This is a genomic window from Herbiconiux sp. L3-i23, assembly GCF_023734115.1.
Taxonomy (GTDB): Bacteria; Actinomycetota; Actinomycetes; order Actinomycetales; family Microbacteriaceae; genus Naasia.
Genome location: NZ_AP025737.1, coordinates 1,467,777 through 1,488,244, shown reverse-complemented (window position 1 = coordinate 1,488,244; position 20,468 = coordinate 1,467,777). Strand labels below are relative to the sequence as shown.

Here is a 20,468-nt window from a genome sequence, read left to right as displayed (position 1 = left end):
ACCAGCACGGTCGAGGTGGAGGAGACCTTGGGTTCATTTTCCGTGCACCCTTTCCCCTTGGAGTACCTCAGTGGAGATCACCCCACTCGTCTGGCTCATCACCATCGGCGTCACCATCGCCTTCTTCGTCTACGAGTTCTTCGTGCACGTGCGCAAACCGCACGAGCCGACGATCGGCGAGTCCGCTCGCTGGTCGGCCTTCTACATCGGCCTTGCCCTGCTCTTCGGTGTCGTCATCGGCTTCATCCCCGGCTGGGGCTGGACCTTCTCGGGCGAGTACTTCGCCGGTTACCTCACCGAGAAGGCGCTGTCGATCGACAACCTCTTCGTGTTCCTCATCGTGATGACCGGGTTCGCTGTGCCGAAGGCGTATCAGCAGAAGGTGCTGATGATCGGCATCGTCATCGCGCTCATCATGCGCGGCGCGTTCATCGCGGTCGGTGCGACGCTCATCGAGAACTTCTCGTGGGTGTTCTACCTCTTCGGCCTGCTGCTCTTCGTGCTCGCCTACCAGCAGGTGCGCGGCAGCCACGGCGGCGACCCGTCGAACAACGCGTTCATGCGGTTCGTGAAGCGCATCCTGCCCGTCTCTGACGAGTACAACGAGGACAAGCTGACCGTGAAGAAGGGCGCCAAGCGCTTCGTCACGCCGATGCTGCTGACCATCGTGGCGATCGGCTTCATCGACCTCGTCTTCGCGCTCGACTCGATCCCCGCCATCTACGGCCTCACCAGCGAGCCGTACATCGTGTTCACCGCTAACGCGTTCGCCCTCATGGGCCTGCGTCAGCTGTTCTTCCTCATCGGCGGACTGCTCGAGCGTCTCGTCTACCTGGCCCAGGGCCTCGCGGTCATCCTCGCCTTCATCGGTGTGAAGCTCGTCTTCCACGCCCTGCACGTCAACGAGGTGCCGTTCATCAACGGCGGCGAGCCGCTGCTGTGGGTGCCTGAGATCCCGATCTGGTTCTCGCTGCTGTTCATCGGTGCCACGATCGCCGTCGCCACCGCCGCCAGCCTGCTGAAGACCCGCGGGGATGCGCAGAAGAAGGATCGCGACCAGGTCGACGGCCAGCCCGTCACCCGCGCGGTCGAGGACGAGTCCGACTCGGTTCACTGACCCGTCCGCCGCGAAGGCTCGGACCCCACCGTGGGGCCGGGCCTTCCGGCGTCTCCAGGCCTTCGCTCAGAGCTTCCGCATCCACGCCGCCTACCGTCGACGGCGATGTTCTTCCTCCTGATGGGCACGCGACCCGAGCTGACCGAGATCAACCGTGTCAGCGTCACTTGTCCGTACTGCGACAAGCACGTCGCGCAGCATGTGATGCGACAGCGGAGCCGCTTCACCGTCTTCTTCGTGCCGCTGTTCTCGTTCGGCTCCCGCTTCTTCGTGCAGTGCTCGAACTGCGGAGGCACCACCGCGCTCACCGAGCAGCAGGCGCAGAACTCGCTGACGTGGGCGGCGGACCGGACGCGATGAGCGACACGTTCGACGTCGCCGGACTCCGGGCCGCCGAGACGAGGCTCCAGCAGGCGATGCTCGCCGGCGACGCGGAGGCGCTCGGTGACCTGATGAGCGAACACGCGCACTACGTCGGCCCGGGCGGGGCCGACCTCGACCGCGAGGCCGACCTCGAGACCTATCGCAGCGGCGCGCTCCACCTCGACCTCGTCGAGCCCGTGAAGATCCTCGCCTCACTCCACGAGGGACTGATCGGAGAGACACGATCGACGCTCCACCTGCGCGGAGTGTCGCACGGCATTGCGTTCGACACCGTCGCGGTCTACAACCGCACCTGGCTCTTCGACGCCGGACGCTGGCAGGTCATCGCGGCCACCGGAGAGACGGCCGTTTGATCGGCTGATTCCCAGTCGGCGCCCCCGTTCGCATCGATAGCGTGAGGAACGCGAGGGCGGCGCCGATGCCGCGGACGAGGAGCGGACCGATGACCGAGGTCAGAGACGACGTCGCCAAGGCATTCCCCACCAAGTACCTGCCGGCCCCCGGCGTGAAGGACCTTCCCGCTCCCCCGTCGCGTCAGTGGCGTTTCATCGGCCCCGGCATCGTCGCCGCCGGTGTCGGAATGTCCTCGGGCGAGTTCATCCTCTACCCGTACATCGCCTCGCAGGTCGGGCTGACCTTCGTCTGGGCCGCCCTCGTCGGCCTCGTCACCCAGTTCTTCATCAACATGGAGATCGAGCGGTACACGCTGGCGACAGGTGAGACCGCCATCACCGGTTTCAGCCGGCTGTGGCGCCACTGGGGAATCGTGTTCGCAGTGCTCGCGATCCTCGCCAACATCTGGCCGGCGTGGGCGACCAGCTCGGCGACGCTCGTCACCTACATGTTCGGCGGCGAGCCCAACATCGTCGCCATCGGGATGCTGGTCGCCATCGGCCTGATCCTCACCCTGGCGCCATCCGTGTACACGGCGCTCGAGAAGGCGCAGATGGTGAAGGTCGCGGCAGTGGTGCTGCTCATCGTCGTCGCCGCCCTCTTCGCGATCGGACCCGCCTGGGCCGACGTGCACACCGTCGTCACCGAACCGCGCTTCCCGGCCGCGGAGCTCGGCTTCGCCGTGCTGATGGGCGCCCTCGCCTTCGCCGGCGCGGGCGGCGGCCAGAACCTCGTGCAGAGCAACTGGATCCGCGACAAGGGCTTCGGGATGGGGGCCCACATCCCGAAGCTCGCCTCACCGTTCACCGGCGCCAAGGAGTCGCGCGACCGTGTCGGCGTCGTCTTCCCGCCGACCGCGAAGAACCTCGAGCACTGGCACGGATGGTGGAAGTTCGCGAACCGGGAGCAGCTGTTCACCTTCGTGCTCATCTCGTTCGTCTCGATCCTGTTCATGTCGCTGCTCGCCTACTCGACGGTCTTCGGCGCGGACGACCTCACCAACGACATCTCGTTCCTCAAGATCGAGGGCGAGGCGCTGATGGACCGCGTCGGCGGCTGGTTCGGCTACTTCTTCTGGTTCATCGGGGCGCTCGCCCTCTTCTCGGCGGCGCTCGGCATCGTCGACTACACCGCACGGCTCGGCGCCGATGTCCTGAAGACCGCGTACCTGCCGAAGGTCAGCGAGTCGAAGCTCTACGCGGGCCTCGTGTGGCTGCTCGCCGGTGTCGGAATCGTCGTCATCGGCGTCGGGTTCGACCAGCCGATCGTGCTCGCCGTGATCGCAGCGTGCGTCGGCGGGGTCATGATGTTCGCCTACTCGGGGCTGCTCATCATGATCAACCGCAGGATGCTGCCGAAGGAGATCCGCATCCGCGGGGTCCGCCTGGTCGCCCTCGTGTGGGCCATCCTGCTCTTCGGCGTGCTGGCGTTCCTCACGATCCAGCAGCAGATCGGAGTCCTGCTCGGCGGGTGAGCGTCGACGGTTCTCGGTCGGCCCTTCGTATCGCTCCCTCAACGGGCGGGTCGCCACGCCAGGGAGTCTCAGCCGGCGTAGTGGGCGGCGAGGCGGCGGAAGCCCTCGTCGAGGGTGACCCCGGGGGTCCAGTCGAGGTCGTGGCGGGTGGCGCGTTGGTCGAACCAGTGCGAGGTCGACAGCTGCTCGGCGAGGAACCGTGTCATCGGCGGCTCGTCCACCCCGGGTCGCACACGCCACACCGCCTCGACGACACCGCCCGCCGCGCGAGCGAGCCCGGCCGGGACCGACCACGTGGGCGGGGCGACGCCCGCCGCCCGGCAGATCCCGGCGATCAGATCGGCGACCGGACGCGGCTCCCCGTTGGTCACCACGTAGGCGTTGCCGTGCACGCTCTCGGCCTTCGACAGCGCGGCGGAGATGGCGGACGCCGCGTTGTCGATGTAGAGGGTGTCGATGAGGGCGGCGCCGGAGCCGAGGATCGGGAGCCGTCCGGAGCGTGCGCGGTCGACGATGCGGCCGACGAGCTGGGTGTCGCCGGGCCCCCACACGAGGTGGGGGCGGACGGCGACGACCGCGAATCCCGGAGCGTCCGCGGCGAGGGCCAGCAGCTCGCCCGCCGCCTTCGTGCGCGCGTACTCTCCACGCGCCCTGACAGGATCGGCGGCAGTCGCGCCCGCGCCGGCGATGGACGAGCCGGAGTGGGCCACCGACGGTGACGAGATGTGCACGAAGCGCCGCACTCCGGCGTCCCGCGCCTCGTCGAGGAGCGTCGCGGTGCCGCCGACGTTGACCGCCTCGAACTCGGCCGGATCTCCCGCCAGAGAGACCTTCGCCGCTAGATGCACGACCGAGTCGACGCCGTCGAGGGCGCGGCGCACGGCCTCGCGGTCGGTGACCGAGCCGAGGACCTCGTCGACGTCGAGACTCGACGAACGTCGTTGAAGCACGCGGACCGAGTGGCCGTCGCGCGCGATGCGGGTCGCGGCGGCTCGGCCGAGCATGCCGCTCGCTCCCGTGACGAGGACGGTCATGGGGTGCGCATCCGTCCTCCGGCGAGCACGTCCTGCGCCCACCGTGACAGTCGCGTGCGGTCGATCTTGGAGTTGTGCCGGATATCGGTGGGCAGCCTCGGCACTACGAGCACCGCCGCGACGGGCACTCCGGCCGCCTCGCGGACCGCGGCCGCCAGCTGCTCCCCCGCGAGGCTCGGTCGCCGCGCCGCCGGGGTCGTCTCGACGACGGCGACGATCTGCTGGGTGCCGACCGGGCCGATGCCGGCGACACCGGCGCGACGCACCGCACCAACTGTCTCGGTCCGCTGCTCGGGTCCCACCGGGGTGACGGGTCCGCCGGCGGTGACGATGACGTGCGGGAGGCGTCCTTCGACCCAGAGCCGACCGTCGGAGTCGAGATGGCCCACATCTCCGGTGCGGTGCCAGCGACCCTCGAGCCCGCGGGCGGCGTCCGCGTCGGTGAGGTGGAGGCGGTCGTAGCCGCGCTTGAGGTGCGGGGCCGACACGACGATCTCGCCGGTCAGCGACACGGTGTCCGCCGCCTCGTCGGCCGCGCGTCCGGCGGAGCCGAGCGGGGCGATGCGCACCGACACGCCGGGCGCCGGGCGGCCGACGCAGACGCCCTCATCGCTCGCGGCGGCCAGCACCCGGATCTCGTCCAGCGTGATGTCCGTCATCAGCAGCCCCTCGGTCATGCCGTAGGGCGTGTGCAGGGAGGCGGCGGGCATCAGCTGCTGCAGGTCGCCGAGCAGCGCGGCGGACACGGGTGCGCCGGCCGACAGCGCGAGTCGCACGCGCGACAGGCCCGTGCGCGAACCCGGCGCGAGGTCGCTCGCGGTGGCGACGACGTTCGCGATGGCGGCGGGCGACAGGAAGACGATCTCGGCGCCCACCGCATCGACGGCGGCGGCGACTCCCGACGCGGTGAGGGTGCGCGGGGCGCTGACGTCCATGTCGGGGGTCGCGGTGCGCGCGCCGAGAGCGGGTCCGAGCAGGGCGAACGGGGCGAACCCCGCGACCAGGCCGGTGCCGTCGGTCACCGCGAAGCGGTCGGCGAGGAGGTCGCGGAGCGCCTCGAGCTGTCGGTGCGTGTAGACGACGCCCTTGGCCGGGCCGGTCGACCCGGAGGTGAAGAGAATGGCGGCAACATCGTCGGCTGCCGGCACCGGCGGCAGCGCCCGACCGCGACCGCGGCGCGCTAGCTCGGGCAGCGAGGTCTCGACTCCGAGGGCGAGGCGCTGCTCCACCGGCAGCCGCGTGCTGGAGATCCGCCGCCCGGGCCAGCCCAGCATCCGCGCGGCAGCGAGACCCTTCCGGGCACCGATGACGAAGTCCGGCTGCGCACCGCGCACCGCGCGCGTCAGCCCGGCGGCTCCGAGGCCGGCATCGGCGACGACGGCGATCGCGCCGATGCGCAGGCACGCGTACAGGGCGGCGGTCAGGTCGGCTCCCGGAGGGACGAGCAGCGAGACGCGGTCGCCGGCGGTGACGCCGAACGACGTCAGTCCGGCCGCGAGCTCGGTCACCCGCCGAGCGAGCGCAGACCAGGTGATCGTGCGCGGCGCCGGCCCTGACGGCGGCGCGAGTTCGACGAGAGCGGGCTCGCGGCTCGTCGCGAGGCGGTCGAGCGTGTGCCAGAGCGGTCGCCGCTCCCCCGAGTCGGCTTCGGCTGCGGGGACGCGGACGGAGACGGGGACGGCGCCGGCGTCGGCGTCGGCGGGACGATCGGTGCTCGCCACCGCATCGTCGAGCCAGTCGAGCAGGATCGGCGCGTAGTCCGCGTCCTCGGCGATGAGGTGTCCGGCGCCCTCGAAGCGGTGCACGTCGGCGTGCGGCATCCGGTCGATGAGGTCGTCGAGGTAGCGGTCGCTGAAGATCGGGTCCTCCGGGCCCCACAGCAGCAGCGCTGGCACCCGCAGCGACCGCAGACCGTTCGCGATGCGGTCCAGTTCGGGTCTGCTCGAGTGCTCCGCGGTGGCCGGGATGTCGGCGACGAACCCGCCGATGCCGTCTCGCCGTGCCCGCGTGCGATACGGGGCACGGTAGCCCTCGCGCACCTCCCGCGGAAGCGACGGGTGGGCGAGCGAGAGGGTGGTCTCGAGGAACGCCGGCGTCAGCGTGGTCGCCGTGTCGAAGACGCCCGGCGTCAGCGCGAGTCGGAGCGGCGCGGGGATGGGCACGCCGTCGGGCTGATGGACGGCCGTGTTGAGGAGGGTGAGCGCGACGAGCTCGTCGGGGTGGTCGACGGCCCAGCCCATCGCGACGACGCCGCCCCAGTCGTGGCCGAGCGCGACCACTGGGCCCGCGATGTCGAGGGCGTCGCTCAGCGCGCCGACGTCGCGCACGCGGTCGGGCAGGCGCCGCGGCGCTCCGGAGCGCTCGGAGTAGCCCATCTCGAGCTGGTCGGGGGCGACGACCCGCCACGCCGGCAGCCCGTCCGCGGCGCGCTCCACGCTCGCACTCGCGAGCCGGCGCCAGAGGTACGACCAGGTCGGGTTGCCGTGCACGGCGACGATGGTGCCGACCGGCTCGACCCCGAGCTCCGCGAGGGCGGGGCCCGTGTCGAGCACCTGCCAGGAGACGGGGCCGCCGGCGAGCGGGTCATCGGTCGTGACGAGCCGCGAAAAGGCCCGGTCGAGGCCGGCGAGGCCGCTCGGCGCACGCGACGCGGCGAGACGGGAGCCGCCGCGGCCGGTGATCACCAGGCCAGTTCCATCATCGAGGTGTTGAGGCCGGAGCCGACACCCATCATCAGGACGCGGTCGCCGCGATTCAAGGTCGGCGCCTCCTCGGCGAGCGTCATGGGGATCGAGGCGGGCCCCACGTTGCCGAAGCGCGGGTAGGTGAGCGGCACCCGCGAGCGATCGAGGCCGATCGCCTTGACGATGGCGTTGATGTGCACGTCGGATACCTGGTGGAGGATGTAGCGGTCCATCCGCTTCCAGTTCCAGTCGCCCGTCGCCTCCTTCCAGGCGGACACGACGAGGTCGAGGCCGCCCTTCAGCAGCGCCTTGGCGTCGGTGAACATGCCCTCGACGCTGCCGACGCACACGTCGTGGAACTCGGTGGCGGCTCGGGTGACGCCACCGATGAGTCGGTGCCCTTCGGGGTGCGCGTCCGAGGGGCCGAGCACGGCGGCCGCTGCACCCGACCCGAGGGTGAGGCTCGCGAACTCGGCCATGAAGTCCTCACGGTCGATGCCGTCGCGCGAAAGGCGCTCGATGGTGTTCAGCTGGATCTCGTCGGCGTCCTCGCCGTCGATGACGACCGCGTACTGGATCTGACCCGAGTCGATCATCTGCGCGGCGAGGCTCATGCCGTTGACGAAGCCGAGACAGGCGTTCGCGATGTCGAAGTTGACGGCCGACGAGGGCAGCCCGAGCCCGTGGTGCAGGCGCACCGCGACCGACGGCTCGAGGTGCTTGCGCGTGACAGACGTATTGATCAGGAGGCCGACCTGCTCGGGTCGCACGCCCGCTTCGGCGAGAGCGCGACGGCCTGCGGCGACGGCGGCGTCCTCGAAGCCCTCCTCGCCATCCCAGTTGCGGCGCTCGTGGATGCCGGCGACGCGCTGCAGCAGCCCCTTGGGCAGGCGCAGGCGCTTGAGCGCCGGCGCGAGCTTCGCGTCGATCTGCTCGGAGGTGGTGACCCTCGGGGCGACGGTGCTCGTCACCGAGAGCAGAGACGCATTCCGATGCTTAGTGGTGGCATTGCCGTCCAAGGCCGGACCCCTGTTCACTTGCTCGCTTCGCTGTAGTTTCCGAATTCTCTCCCAGCCGGATATCCGCAAGCCGTGTGAACGCTGAACACCGCATACTGAACCGGCCGGGTCGGCGGCACCGTCTCCGGGCCGCCGCCTGCGCCTGCTCGGGCGTCGATTCCGACGCCGCGTCGAGTGCCCGCATCTCGTCGTCGGCGAGCTCCAGAGAGGCCGAGACGAGGAGGTCGGGCAGCTGATCGATCGTACGGGCACTTGCGATCGGCGCGACGACGGTCGGGCGTGCGCGGAGCCACGCGAGGGCCACGCTGGTGACGCTGACTCCGTGCGCTGCCGCGATCTGGTCGAGGGCGCCGAGGATCCGAATGCCGCGGGCGTCGAGGTATCCGGCCGCCTGGCCGGCCCGCGGACTGTCTCCGCGGTCGGCGCCCGGGCGGTACTTGCCGGTGAGGAAGCCCGCCGCCAGCGCGTAGTAGGGGAAGACGCCCAGGTCGTGCGTCGCCGCCCGTGACTGCAGTGCGGTCTCGAAGCCGCGCTCGACCAGGTTGTACTGCGGCTGCAGCGCGGTCGGGCGGTGGAAGCCTCCACGGTCGGCGATCTCGACCCACTCGTCGATGCGCTCGGCGGTGTAGTTGGAGAGGCCGATGGTACGGACGAGGCCATCGTCGACGAGGCGTGAGAACGCCTCCACCGTCTCGGCGAGCGGCGTCGCCTCGTCGTCGTAGTGGGCGTAGTAGACGTCGATGTACGAGGTGCCGAGGCGCGACAGCGACGCCTCCGCGGCGGAGCGGACGTTGGTCGCGGCGAGGCCGCGGAACTCGGGGTGCTGGCTCACCTTCGTGGCGATGACGGTGTCGTCGCGGACCCCGCGAGACGCGATCCACTCGCCGATGATGCGTTCGCTCTCGCCGCCCGAGTTGCCCGGCACCCACGCCGAGTAGCTGTCGGCCGTGTCGACCAGGTTGCCGCCGCCGGCGCGGAACGCGTCGAGCACGTCGAACGCGGTGTCGCGGTCGGTCGTCCATCCGAACACGTTGCCGCCGAGCGAGAGCGGGAACACGCGGAGGTCGGAGCCTCCGACGGGGACGAGAGCATCGGTCGAGATGGTCATCGAGGTCCTTCCAAGACACGAGGCCGTCGTGTCGACCGCCTCCGAACCGACAACCGGTCGCGGATGTCCGTATTCCGGACCCCGGCCGACGCTCAGCGCATCCGTAGCGTTCTCGGCGTCCTCCCGGCGTCGGTGTCGGAGGCTTGCTCCGCCCACGACACGATCGACGAAGCGGACCGCGATGCCTCTCTCCCCCGACCTGCTCGAGCTGCTGCGCGCACCGAGCCCCTGCTTCCTGTCGACGCTGATGGCCGACGGGTCGCCGCAAGTGACCGAGACGTGGGTGGACACCGACGGCGAGAACGTGCTGATCAACACGGTGGTGGGGTTCGTGAAGGTGCGCAACGTGGAGCGCGACCCGCGGGTGGCTCTCGCCGTGCAGGATCCCGAGAACCCGTTCCGGTACATCCAGGTGCGCGGCCGGGTGACGTCGTCGACGACGGAGGGCGGTGCCGAGCACATCGAGGCGCTGTCGCAGAAGTACACGGGCCGCCCCTACCCCTGGTACGGCGGCCGCGACCAGCAACGCATCATCCTCACCATCACCCCGGACTCGACCACCGCCCAGGGCTGACCCGCCCGCCCGCCCGTTGAGCGAAGCGATACGAAGGCCCACCTCGCACCCTGGTCATTGAGGAGGCCGTCCACGGCCGTCGCGAAATGACACACCCCCCTGCGTATCGCTGCGCTCAACGGGCGGGTCTCTCGCACTGGTGTCGCATCGCGACGGGCCTGGCGGCCCTCCTCAGCGACCAGGTCGGCACTGCTCCGCCCGTTGAGCGAAGCGATACGAAGGCCCGCTCGCACCCCGGCGCCCTTCCGTATCGCTGCGCTCAACGAGCGGGCCTCGCACACTGGTGTCGCATCGCGACGGGCCTGGCGGCCCTCCTCAGCGACCAGACCGGCACTGCTCCGCCCGTTGAGCGAAGCGATACGAAGGCCCGCTCGCACCCCGGCGCCCTTCCGTATCGCTGCGCTCAACGAGCGGGCCTCGCACACTGGTGTCGCATCGCGACGGGCCTGGCGGCCCTCCTCAGCGACCAGACCGGCACTGCCTCCGCTCGTTGAGCGAAGCGATACGAAGGCCCACCTCGCCCCCTGGTCAGTGAGGAGGCCGTTCACGGCCGTCGCGAAATGACGGGACCCCGCGCCCCCTTCGTATCGCCGCGCTCAACGGGCGGGAGCGGGCGGGTGTCGCGGGACGGAGGCCCGTGCCAGGGTGTTGGGGTGAATGGGCTCGAGGTCGCGGTGCTGGTGGGCGCCGTCATGCTCGTCGGCGGAGTCATCGCGCAGAAGCTGCGCGTCAGCGGACCCATCGTCCTGCTCATCCTCGGCGGCGCCATCGGCTTCATCCCGCTCTTCGACGAGATCCAACTGCCGCCCGACCTCGTGCTGCTGCTCTTCCTCCCCGCGATCCTCTACTGGGAATCGATCAACTCGTCGCTGCGGGAGATGCGCCGCAACCTGCGCGTCATCGTGCTGCAGGCGGTGCCGCTCGTCCTCGTCACCGCCGGCGTCGTCGCCGTCATCGGTCACGCATTCGGGCTCCCCTGGTCGGTCGCCATCGCCCTCGGGGCGATCGTCGCCCCCACCGACGCGACCGCGATGGCCTCGGTCGCGGGCAGACTGCCGCGCCGTCCGCTCACCATCCTGCGCGCCGAGAGCCTCATCAACGACGGCACCGCGCTCGCCGTCTACGCGGTCGCCGTCACCGCCTCCGTCGCGGAGCGCACCATCCAACTCGGCGAAGGCGTACTCCAGTTCGTGCTCGCCTACGCCGGCGGCATCACCATCGGAGTCGCGGTGGGCTTCGTCGTGGTCCTCATCCGCCGGGTCCTCTCGAATCGTCTGCTCGCGAACACCCTCAGCGTGCTGACGCCGTTCCTCGTCTACCTTCCCGCCGAGCTCATCGGCGTCTCGGGCGTCGTCGCGGTGGTCACCGCAGGCCTGGTGATCAGCCACTACACACCCCGCATCGTCGACGCGAGCGCCCGCACCCAGGTCTTCGGCTTCTGGGGGCTCACCTCCTACCTGCTGAACGGCTCGCTGTTCGTGCTCGTCGGGCTCGAGCTGCACGCAGTGATCGCCGAGATCGACGGCGACTGGGAGACGGTGCTCACCCTCGGGCTGCTCACCGCGCTCGCCGTCATGGCGGTGCGCCTCGCATGGAGTTTCACGACGCCCTACCTCATCCGCGCGATCGACCGCCGCCCCTCGCAGCGGGCCCGGCGGGTCGGGGCACGTCAACGGCTGCCCATCGCGTGGGCCGGCTTCCGCGGAGCCGTATCGCTCGCCGCCGCGCTCGCCCTGCCCACGACCGTTCAGTCCGGCGAGCAGTTCCCGGGACGCAACCTCATCATCGCCGTGACGACCATCGTGATCCTCGTCACGATCATCGTGCAGGGGTCGACGATGGGAGCGATCGTGCGCTGGGCGCGCTTCCCCGCCGACGACAAGGCGGAGGAGGAATACCGGATGGCGGAGGACCGCGCCCTCACCGCCGTGCTCGACGCCCTCCCCCGTGAAGCCGACCGCATCGGCGCACCGCAAGAACTCCGCGACCTGCTCGAGCGGGAGTACTCGGAGCGACTCGACGAGTTCCGCCGACAGGGCGACGATCTCGACGACCGGGCGGACGGCGACGACGTCGACCGGGAAGGCCCCCTGCGCCTCGCGTTACTCACGATCAAACGCGAAACCGTCATCGGCCTCCGCGACCGCGGGGAGATCGACGACGCGGTGATGCGGCGCATTCAATCCCGCATCGACCTCGAGGAGCTGCGCCTCTCTCGGTCCATGCCCGACGAGGGCTGAACCCGGCTCCGAGACCCATCCGCACCGTTCACCGCATGTAAACGGTGTGTTAAATCGTGCGCCCGGATTGGGCGTCGCGGCGCACGATCGCCAATATGGACGACATGTCCGAAAGCAGATTGGACCTCTCGTCCATTTCCGGATCGGCGAAGGGCCTGGTGAAGGGCGTCGCGATCGTCGACCTCCTCGCCGCGAGCACCCGCCCGCTCCGCCAGACGGACATCGTCGGAGCGACCGGACTCCCCCACGCCACCGCGGTGCGGCTCGTCGACGTGCTCGTCGAGCTGGAAATGGTCCGAGTCGATTCGCGAGGGCTTTACAGCCTCGGACCCCGAGTCGCAGGCTGGGGTCAGGCGTTCCTCGACGGGCTCGACATCTCGCGACTCGCCTTCGATCTCATCGAGGGCCTCGTCGAAGAGACGAACGAGACGAGCTTCATGGGCATCCTCGACCGCAACCAGGTGCTGTACGTCGCGGCCGTCAGCAGCCCGCAGCCGGTCCGCCCCGTCTCGCGCGTCGGCCACCGCAACCCGCTGCACTGCACGGGCATCGGCAAGACCCTGCTCGCCTACTCGTCGGACGAGAAGCGCGACGCGCTGCTGCAGGGCGAGCTGATCCGTCGCACCCCCAACACGATCACCGACAAGACCGAGCTCCTCGCCGAGCTCGACGTCATCCGCGAACGCGGTTACGCGATCGACGAGATCGAGAACGAGGAGGGCGTGCGCTGCGTCGCGGCCCCCGTCCGCGATCATCTCGGCGAGGTCGTCGCGGCGATCTCGGTGTCGGCGCCGGCGTACCGCTTCTCGCACGAGGACGTCGAACGCTTCGCGCCCCGCGTGGTCGCCACGGCGATGGAGCTGTCGTTCCGCGCCGGCTACCGCACCCCGACTTCCGCCGCGACCGCGGCCCCGCAGCCCCCCGCCGCGCTCGCGGCACAGCAGGAAGGAACCATCTGATGGCAGAGCAGGACGTCGCAGCGCAGGACGAGAGCTGGCGCGGCAAGATCGGCAAGCTCGCCGGCGGCGAACTCGACGCGTTCCTGGGCGAGGGCATCATCACCCGCCTCGCGACCCTCGACGGCAACGGCTGGCCTTACGTGGTGCCGTGCTGGCACGAGTGGGACGGCGAGTCGTTCTGGGTGATCCCCCGCAAGAAGTCGGCGTGGGCGCAGATGCTCGCCGACGACGAGCGCTGCGCGATCACCATCGACGAGGAGGGCGGCCAGCGCAAGGTGTCCGCCCAGTGCAAGGCGGTGCTGATCGAAGAGCCGAACGTGGGTGGCGCGTGGGTGCCGATCGCCGAGCGCATGTCGATCCGCTACCTCGGCGAGAACGGTCTCAAGTACTTCGAGCCCACCCGCGACAAGCAGCGCTGGCTCTTCCGCCTCGACCCGATCGCCATGCAGACCTGGCAGGGCGTCGAATGGGCGAACAAGTACAAGGAGTGAGCGGAGCACACCCCTCACTCCCCTCCCGCCCCTGACCATGCCCCGAGCAGGAACCCCCCGATGAACGATGTGATCGAGCTGGCCCAGCAGCTCATCCGCACGCCGAGCCCCGTGTACGACGGAGACGAAACCCTCGTCGCCGCACTCGTGCAGGACTGGCTCGCGGATGCCGGCCTGCCCGCCGCGGAGGTCTACGCGCTCGCCCCCGACCGACCGAACCTGGTGGCGACGATCGACTTCGGCACGGGCGGCTCCCACCTCGTGCTCTCGGGGCACCTCGACACCAAGCCGGTGGGCGCAGCGAAGTGGACCGTCGACCCGTTCGGTGCCGACATCGACGGCGACCGTCTCTACGGGCTCGGCTCGGGAGACATGAAGGCGGCGATCGCCGCGATGCTCGTCGCCACCCGCGACGTCGTCGACGCCGGAGCGCTCACCGCCGGCCGGCTGACCCTGCTGCTCACCGCCGATGAGGAGGACGGCTCCACCTACGGCGCGAAGTACCTCTCGTCGGGTGCGCTCGACCTCTCCGCCGACGCCCTCGTCATCGGGGAGCCGGGCGGCATCGAGGACGACTTCGACGGCCTGCACCTCGTGAGCCGAGGCCTCGGCCGGTTCACGCTCACCGCGACCGCGGTGCAGGGACACTCGAGCCTGTCGACCATCCTGCCCCGCCGCAACGCGGGACTCGACCTCGCCGACGCGCTGCAGTCGCTCGCCGGTGTCGTCGAGGTCACCGTCCCCGACAACACCGACGACCTCCGCCACTGGGGCGCCACCGTCAACCCGGCCCTCACCTTCCGCGGCGGCGTCGGATACGGAGTGCTTCCCCAGGAGATGACCGCCACGGTCGAGGTGCGCACGATCCCCGGGATGACAGACGAGCAACTGCTCGCCGACCTCCGCGCCGCCGTCGCCCCGCGCGCCGCCGCCACCGGCGCCGACGTGGCCGTCGAGTTCGACAACGCGCCCCACCACTGGATCGAGGGCACCCGCGTCCGCGCCGCCGACCCTCTCGTCGCCTCCATCCAGCGGGTCACCGAGAACGTCTTCGGCGCCTCCCTGCCGCTCACGGTCTTCCCGGGCACCACCGACACGAGCTGGTTCGCACCGAACGGCATCCCGAGCCTCCCCGCCTTGGGGCCCGGCCTCATCTCCCGCGCCCATGGCGCCGACGAATGGGTCTCCGTCGACGCGGTGCGCCGCAGCGTCGACCTCTACCGCGCCCTGATCACCGACTTCTGCGCCTCGTCGCGAGAGGACCGACCATGACGACCGCCCCCGCAACCGCCGCGACCCCGACGCTGGTGAGCCGCTTCTCGAGCGTGCTCGCGCCGCTCGCCGGCCTCGTCGTCGTGCTCATCCTCGCCGCCGTGACGACGCCGCAGTTCTACAGCCTCGACGTGCTGCGCCTCGTGCTGTTCCAGGTCGGCCTCATCGGCATCGCCGCGCTCGGCCAGACCCTCGTGCTGCTCGTCGGCGGCATCGACCTCTCGATCAGCGGCGTCATGGCGCTGTCATCGGTCGTGCTCGCCACCTACAGCTCCGGCGACGACAGCATGCTCGTCGTCGGCGTGCTGCTCGCCGCCCTCGCCGGCCTCGTCGTCGGCCTCGTCAACGCAGGCCTCGTCGTGCTGCGCAACGTTCCCCCCTTCGTCGCGACCTTCGCAACCTTCGTGCTCATCCAGGGCGTCATCATCGCGTGGACCCGCGGTGCGCCGTCGGGACGCATTCCGCCGTCGCTGTCGTGGCTCGGCGGCGGTCGGATCTTCGAGATCCCCACCCCGCTCATCGTGTTCGCGGTCCTCGCCATCATCGCCGCCGTCGTGCTCGCCAAGACCACCGCCGGCCGCCGCGTGTACGCGACCGGACTCAACATCGACGCCGCCCGCATGTCGGGTGTGCGCACCGGGCTCGTGGTCGCCTCCTGCTACGTGCTCTCCTCCCTGCTCGGGGTGCTCGCCGGACTCGTCAACTCGAGCTTCATCGGCTTCGTCGATTCGGCGCTCGTCGGCAACCTCGACCTCGACTCCGTCGCCGCGGCCGTCATCGGCGGCATCGCGCTCACCGGCGGCAAGGGCCGCATCTCGCAGACCGTGCTCGGCGTCGTCCTGCTCTCGGTGCTGCTCACCTGGCTCATCCAGCTCGGCGCGGGGGGCGGCGCTCAGCTCGTCGTCTCGGGCGCCGTCATCCTGCTCGCGGTCTTCCTGCAGGGCCGCCGCATCCGACTTCCGTTCCGCACCACCGCAACACCCTCCAAGTAACACATTCGAAAGGAAAGCAATGACGAACACAGCGTTCCGTCGCCGCGGACTCGTCCGCGTCGCCGCCGCCGCAGTCGGCTTCGCCACGCTCATCGCCGTCGCCGGCTGTAGCGCCGAGCGTGAAGGCGAGGGCGGCTCCGCCACCGCCGAGGACTGCATCAACGCCGAGGAAGCACAGGCCACCTACGAGTCGTCGTGGTCGTCCGTCGCCGACGCGTTCGGGCTCGCGGACTTCACCCCCGTCGAGGAGGAGGTCTGCGAGGTCGACGCCGAGGCCTGGACCGCCGAGCCGAAGCAGGGCGACACCTACCGCGTCGCCTTCGCCGCGCAGGGCCCCAACAACTCGTGGGGTGTACTGAGCGAGGAAGCCTTCAACTACCGCGCCGACGAGCTCGGCGTGGACGTGCTGTACGCATCCGCCAACGGCGACGCGACCACGCAGGTCGACAACATCGAGCAGCTCACCAGCCAGGACCCCGACGTCATGGTCGTCGTCCCCATGGGTGACGGCATCGCCGGACAGGTGAAAGCCGCCACCGACGCGGGCATCCCCGTCGTCGCCTGCTCGGGTATCCTGCCCGCCTCGAGCAACGTCACCTCGACGGTCACCCGTCAGTACGACCTGCTCGGCTCGGCCTACGCCGAGTGGATCGCGCAGCAGATCGGCGGAGAGGGCCAGGTCGCCATCCTGTCCGGCCTCGCCGGTGTGCCGACGGCCGAGTACCAGAAGGCCGCCGCCGAGGCGACCTTCGCGAACTACCCCGACATCGAGGTCGTCACGACCCAGTACACGGAGTGGTCGCCCACCGTCGCGAAGACCGTCGCGCAGAACCTCATCGCGAGCTACCCCGACCTCGACGCCATCTGGTCCGACTCGGGCTACGGCGGCGTGGGTGTGGTGCAGGCGTACCAGGAAGCCGGCAAGGAGGTGCCGCCGATCACCGGTGACGCCGTCAACGACTTCCTCCTCGCCACCAACGGCACCGATGTGAAGTACGCGCTGTCGACCTTCCCGCCGGAGATGAGCAGCACCTGCCTCGACACCGCCCTCGCGCTCGTCCAGGGCGAGCCGGTGCTCAACAAGGTCTACATCGACTCGCCGAGCTTCACCAACGAGGACGGCGCGCAGTACGCCCGCGAGGACTGCGACGGAGGCCTCCTGGTCCCCTCCAGCGCCCCGGAGGACCTGCTCGTCGAGCTCGGAATGTGCTCGGCCTGATCCACCGATCAGACCTTCGGTAGCGATACCCCTCGGTAGCGATACCGGACTGAAGAAGTAACAGGCAAGGAAAGGCTCATGGCCGAAACCATCGCCCTCGGCGCCCGGGAAGTGACGAAGTCCTTCCCGGGTGTCCGGGCCCTCGAGAACGTCACCCTCTCGGTCGCTCCCGGCCGGGTGCACGCGCTGCTCGGCGAGAACGGCGCGGGCAAGTCGACGCTCATCAAGATCCTCACCGGCGACCAGACCCCCGACAGCGGGACCGTCGTCGTCGAGGGGAAGGACGTGAGCTTCGGCAGCCCCCGCGACGCACTCGCCCTCGGGGTGACGCCCGTCTACCAGGAGCTCACCGTGCTCCCTGAGATGACGGTGCTCGACAACGTGATGATGGGCCACGAGTCGGCACGCCGTGGCGTGCTCAAGCTGCGCGAGCAGCGCGAGCACGCCCGGCGCGCCCTCGAACGGGTCGCCCTCGGCGACCTGGATCTGAATGGCATCGCCGGCGACCTGTCGCTCGCGAACCAGCAGCTCATCGAGATCGCACGGGCCCTCGTTCGCAAGAGCAACGTGCTCATCCTCGACGAGCCCTCCGCCGTGCTCTCGGGCGACAAGCTCGAGGCACTGCACGGCGTGGTCCGCTCGATCGCCGCCGAAGGCACCGCGGTCGTCTACATCACCCACCTCCTCGACGAGGTGGAAGCCCTCGCCGACGACGTCACCATCCTCCGCGACGGCAAGTTCGTCTCGACGGGCCCCGCCTCCGAGTACTCGATGGACCGGATCGTGCGCGAGATGGTCGGCCGGCAGGTCGAGTCGGTCTTCCCGGACCCCGCCGCCCACGGCGACGACGTCGTGTTCTCCGTGAAGGACCTCGTGCCGTACGGCGCCGACTGCAAGCCGGTCAGCCTCGACGTCCGCGCCGGCGAGATCGTCGGCCTCGCGGGCCTCGTCGGCTCGGGCCGGTCCCGTCTTCTCAAGACCCTCGCCGGAGTCCGCGGTCGCGGCACCGGATCCGTCACCGTCGGGGGACGCCCGCTGCGCGCCTCGCTCGGCGCGACCATCGACTCGGGCGTCGTTCTCGTCCCCGAGGAGCGCAAGCGAGACGGGCTCGTGCTCGACCTCCCGATCAGCCAGAACACCACCCTCACCTCCCTTCCCGCCATCAGCACCGCCGGATGGATCAGGGGCGGCAAGGAGAAGGCGGCCTTCGCCGAGGAGCAGAGCCGGCTCGGCATCCGCGCCGCGGGTGGCACCCAGCTCGCGAAGCAGCTCTCGGGCGGCAACCAGCAGAAGATCGTCATCGCGAAGTGGCTGCGCGTCGGCCCTCGCGTCCTGCTGCTCGATGAGCCCACGCGCGGGGTCGACGTCGGCGCGAAGAGCGAGATCTACCGCATCATCACCGAGCTCGCCGCGTCGGGCATGGCCATCATCGTGGCCTCCAGTGAGCTGCCCGAGGTCATCGGCCTCGCTCACCGCGTGCTCGTCTTCCGCGACGGCAGCGTCGTCGGCGACGTCGAGCGCGATCCCGAATCGTCCGAGAAGATCATGCACCTGGCCCTGGGAACCGAATCATGACCGCCACCGCGCCCGCTACCGCTCCCCCGTCACCCGCTCCGGCGAAACCTCGACGCAACTGGGTCGCACTCGCGGTCCGTCGCGGCGCCGCCGTCTGGTTCATCGTCGCCGCCCTCATCATCGTGCTGTCGGTGCTGCGCGGCGAGGGGTTCTGGAGCACCGGCAACATCGCCGCCCTGCTCACCTCGGCGGTGGTGCTCGGTCTCGTCGCCCTCGGCCAACACACGGTCATCCTCTCCGGCGGCATCGACCTCTCGGTCGGCTCGAACGTCACCATCACGTGTCTGCTGACCGCCGTGCTGATCGATGCCTACCCGATCCGCACGGCACCGGTGCTGATCGGGATGCTGGCGCTCGGCGCGCTGATCGGCCTCGTCAACGGCGTCCTGGTGACGCTGCTGAACATGCCGCCGTTCATCGTGACGCTCGGCACCTTCTACCTGGTCGGCGGCGCGGCGCTCTGGATCAGCAGCACCCCGGCGGGTCAGGTCACCTCGGCCCTCTCCGACTTCGCGTTCGCCCGCCTCGGCCCGATCCCGCTGACCTTCCTCGTGCTCGTCGTCGCGGTCGCCGCGCTCTGGTTCCTGCTCACCCGCACCGTCTGGGGCAAGGCCGTCTTCGCCGTCGGCGGCGACCTGCACTCGGCGCGCGCCGCGGGCATCAGTACCAACCGGGTGCTGATCTGGGTCTACGTCGTCTCCGGGATCCTCGCTGCCATCGGCGGCATCCTGCTGGCCGCGCGCTCGTCGATCGGCTCCCCCACCGCCGGCGCCGGCCTAGAGCTGTCGGCGATCACCGCCGTCGTCATCGGCGGCACGTCGCTGCTCGGAGGCCGGGGCACGCTGCTCGGCACGATGGGCGGCGTGCTCCTGCTGTCGCTGATCACCAACTCGATCACGCTGCTGCAGTTCCCGTCGACGATCACCGACCTCATCCGCGGCATCATCATCATCGCGGCCGTCGCCGTGTTCGTCGCGAAGCGACGGCGGTAGCGCCCGTGACCCTCGTGATCGACGCGCACGCGCACGTCTTCGTCGCGGCGAGCTCCTCGCCGCGCGGCATAGACGACCTCGCGCCCGAGGCCCGCATCGCGCCGATCGGTGCCTACCGGGAACGCCTCGCGGAGCAGGGGATCGACGGCGCCGTGCTCGTGCCGCTCGATTCGCACGACGACTACGTCTCGACCGTGGCGAAGGAGCTGCCCGGCAGCTTCGCGACCGTCGCCGTCGCGTCCCCCGCCGAGCAGGGCCGCGGCGGCGTCGACCCGGTCGACGCGCTCCGCGCCCGCCACGAGGGGTTCCCGTTCCGGGCGCTTCGCACCATGTGGCTCGGCGACCCCGGAACAGCCCTCGCCGACTCCCCCATGCTGCCGGCGCTGCGGTACCTGGCGGGGCAGGGCATCGCGCTGTGGAGCTACCTCCCGCCCGAGCAGACCTCCCTGCTCGACGAGCTCGGCGCGCTCGTGCCCGACCTCGCCGTCGTGCTCAACCACCTCGGCTTCGCCCCGCACGACATGACGGTCGATGAGCACCGACGCCCCCGGTTCACCGACCCGCTGCCCGAGGAGGAGCTGACCCGGATCGAGCGCCTCGCCCGGCACCGGCGCTTCCACCTCATGTTCTCGGGCCACTACGCCCTCTCCGCGGATGCGTACCCCTACGTCGACCTGCACGGCGCGGGCGCGCGTCTCGTCGACGCGTTCGGCGCCGACCGCACCCTGTGGGGGTCGGACTCGCCTTGGATCGACGACGTCCCCGGCTACGCGGCGACCCACGAGATCGTCGACCGCACCCTGCCCGGCCTCTCGGCCGACGACAGCGCCCTCATCCTCGGGGGCACCGTCGCCCGCCTGCTCTCCCTGTCCGACGATCGCCGCACCGACGACCGCGACACCGACGCTTCCCGCACCGCCTGAACCACCACTAGGAGCACC

At 70.3% G+C, this 20,468-nt stretch carries 18 protein-coding genes; 14 read left to right on the top strand and 4 right to left on the bottom strand.

All coding sequences use genetic code 11. The annotated features are described in order from the left end of the window. The first annotated feature begins 70 nt into the window (after positions 1–70). The 4 genes from NGH83_RS06945 (at position 71) to NGH83_RS06930 (ending at position 3,368) form a co-directional block, all read left to right on the top strand. Positions 71–1,117 carry a TerC family protein gene (locus NGH83_RS06945; RefSeq protein WP_251858332.1) on the top strand — a complete coding sequence of 349 codons (1,047 nt, stop codon included), beginning with the start codon at positions 71–73 and terminating at the stop codon, positions 1,115–1,117. Positions 1,118–1,222: 105 nt separating this feature from the next. Then, complete coding sequence (locus tag NGH83_RS06940) at positions 1,223–1,477, top strand: zinc-ribbon domain-containing protein (RefSeq protein ID WP_251858331.1); 255 nt, start codon at positions 1,223–1,225, stop codon at positions 1,475–1,477. Next, on the top strand, positions 1,474–1,854 hold the full coding sequence (locus tag NGH83_RS06935) for a nuclear transport factor 2 family protein (RefSeq protein WP_251858330.1): 381 nt from the start codon (positions 1,474–1,476) through the stop codon (positions 1,852–1,854). Before NGH83_RS06940 ends, NGH83_RS06935 begins: the two co-directional genes overlap by 4 nt. A gap of 89 nt (positions 1,855–1,943) precedes the next feature. Beyond that, the gene (locus NGH83_RS06930) at positions 1,944–3,368 is read left to right on the top strand and encodes an Nramp family divalent metal transporter (RefSeq protein WP_251858329.1); all 1,425 of its coding nucleotides are present in this window, start codon (positions 1,944–1,946) and stop codon (positions 3,366–3,368) included. Positions 3,369–3,436: 68 nt separating this feature from the next. Here NGH83_RS06930 and NGH83_RS06925 read toward each other — a convergent pair whose 3' ends face one another. From NGH83_RS06925 to NGH83_RS06910, 4 genes are read right to left on the bottom strand one after another with little or no spacing between them, the layout of a single operon-like run. Beyond that, positions 3,437–4,402, bottom strand: a complete 966-nt coding sequence (locus NGH83_RS06925) for an NAD(P)-dependent oxidoreductase (protein WP_251858328.1) — start codon at positions 4,400–4,402, stop codon at positions 3,437–3,439. Next, positions 4,399–7,086 (bottom strand): alpha/beta fold hydrolase, encoded by a 2,688-nt coding sequence (locus NGH83_RS06920; protein WP_251858327.1) that lies wholly within the window; start codon positions 7,084–7,086, stop codon positions 4,399–4,401. Before NGH83_RS06920 ends, NGH83_RS06925 begins: the two co-directional genes overlap by 4 nt. After that, complete coding sequence (locus tag NGH83_RS06915; RefSeq protein WP_251858326.1) at positions 7,083–8,105, bottom strand: 3-oxoacyl-ACP synthase III; 1,023 nt, start codon at positions 8,103–8,105, stop codon at positions 7,083–7,085. Before NGH83_RS06915 ends, NGH83_RS06920 begins: the two co-directional genes overlap by 4 nt. After that, positions 8,083–9,213 carry an aldo/keto reductase gene (locus NGH83_RS06910; RefSeq protein ID WP_371872781.1) on the bottom strand — a complete coding sequence of 377 codons (1,131 nt, stop codon included), beginning with the start codon at positions 9,211–9,213 and terminating at the stop codon, positions 8,083–8,085. Before NGH83_RS06910 ends, NGH83_RS06915 begins: the two co-directional genes overlap by 23 nt. 181 nt (positions 9,214–9,394) lie before the next feature. On the opposite strand from NGH83_RS06910, the gene NGH83_RS06905 reads away from it, so the two are divergent. The 10 genes from NGH83_RS06905 to NGH83_RS06860 all read left to right on the top strand — a co-directional run bounded on the left by NGH83_RS06905 (position 9,395) and on the right by NGH83_RS06860 (position 20,450). Next, on the top strand, positions 9,395–9,787 hold the full coding sequence (locus tag NGH83_RS06905; protein WP_251858325.1) for a PPOX class F420-dependent oxidoreductase: 393 nt from the start codon (positions 9,395–9,397) through the stop codon (positions 9,785–9,787). Between the two features lie 653 nt (positions 9,788–10,440). Beyond that, positions 10,441–12,027, top strand: a complete 1,587-nt coding sequence (locus NGH83_RS06900; protein ID WP_251858324.1) for a Na+/H+ antiporter — start codon at positions 10,441–10,443, stop codon at positions 12,025–12,027. A gap of 95 nt (positions 12,028–12,122) precedes the next feature. Further along, positions 12,123–12,986 carry an IclR family transcriptional regulator gene (locus tag NGH83_RS06895; protein WP_251858323.1) on the top strand — a complete coding sequence of 288 codons (864 nt, stop codon included), beginning with the start codon at positions 12,123–12,125 and terminating at the stop codon, positions 12,984–12,986. Continuing rightward, a complete protein-coding gene (locus NGH83_RS06890) occupies positions 12,986–13,477 on the top strand; it encodes a pyridoxamine 5'-phosphate oxidase family protein (protein ID WP_251858322.1) in 492 nt (163 codons plus the stop codon). Before NGH83_RS06895 ends, NGH83_RS06890 begins: the two co-directional genes overlap by 1 nt. A gap of 60 nt (positions 13,478–13,537) precedes the next feature. Beyond that, a complete protein-coding gene (locus tag NGH83_RS06885; protein WP_251858321.1) occupies positions 13,538–14,749 on the top strand; it encodes a M20 family metallopeptidase in 1,212 nt (403 codons plus the stop codon). After that, the gene (locus NGH83_RS06880; protein WP_251858320.1) at positions 14,746–15,741 is read left to right on the top strand and encodes an ABC transporter permease; all 996 of its coding nucleotides are present in this window, start codon (positions 14,746–14,748) and stop codon (positions 15,739–15,741) included. The genes NGH83_RS06885 and NGH83_RS06880 overlap by 4 nt, the downstream gene beginning before the upstream one ends. A gap of 19 nt (positions 15,742–15,760) precedes the next feature. Next, positions 15,761–16,960, top strand: a complete 1,200-nt coding sequence (locus tag NGH83_RS06875; RefSeq protein WP_251858319.1) for a substrate-binding domain-containing protein — start codon at positions 15,761–15,763, stop codon at positions 16,958–16,960. A 78-nt stretch (positions 16,961–17,038) separates the two neighbouring features. Continuing rightward, positions 17,039–18,535 (top strand): sugar ABC transporter ATP-binding protein, encoded by a 1,497-nt coding sequence (locus tag NGH83_RS06870; protein WP_251858318.1) that lies wholly within the window; start codon positions 17,039–17,041, stop codon positions 18,533–18,535. After that, positions 18,532–19,527, top strand: coding sequence for an ABC transporter permease (locus NGH83_RS06865; protein ID WP_251858317.1), 996 nt, complete (start codon positions 18,532–18,534; stop codon positions 19,525–19,527). The genes NGH83_RS06870 and NGH83_RS06865 overlap by 4 nt, the downstream gene beginning before the upstream one ends. Before the next feature lie 5 nt (positions 19,528–19,532). Next, on the top strand, positions 19,533–20,450 hold the full coding sequence (locus NGH83_RS06860; protein WP_251858316.1) for an amidohydrolase: 918 nt from the start codon (positions 19,533–19,535) through the stop codon (positions 20,448–20,450). The last annotated feature ends 18 nt before the right edge of the window (positions 20,451–20,468 follow it).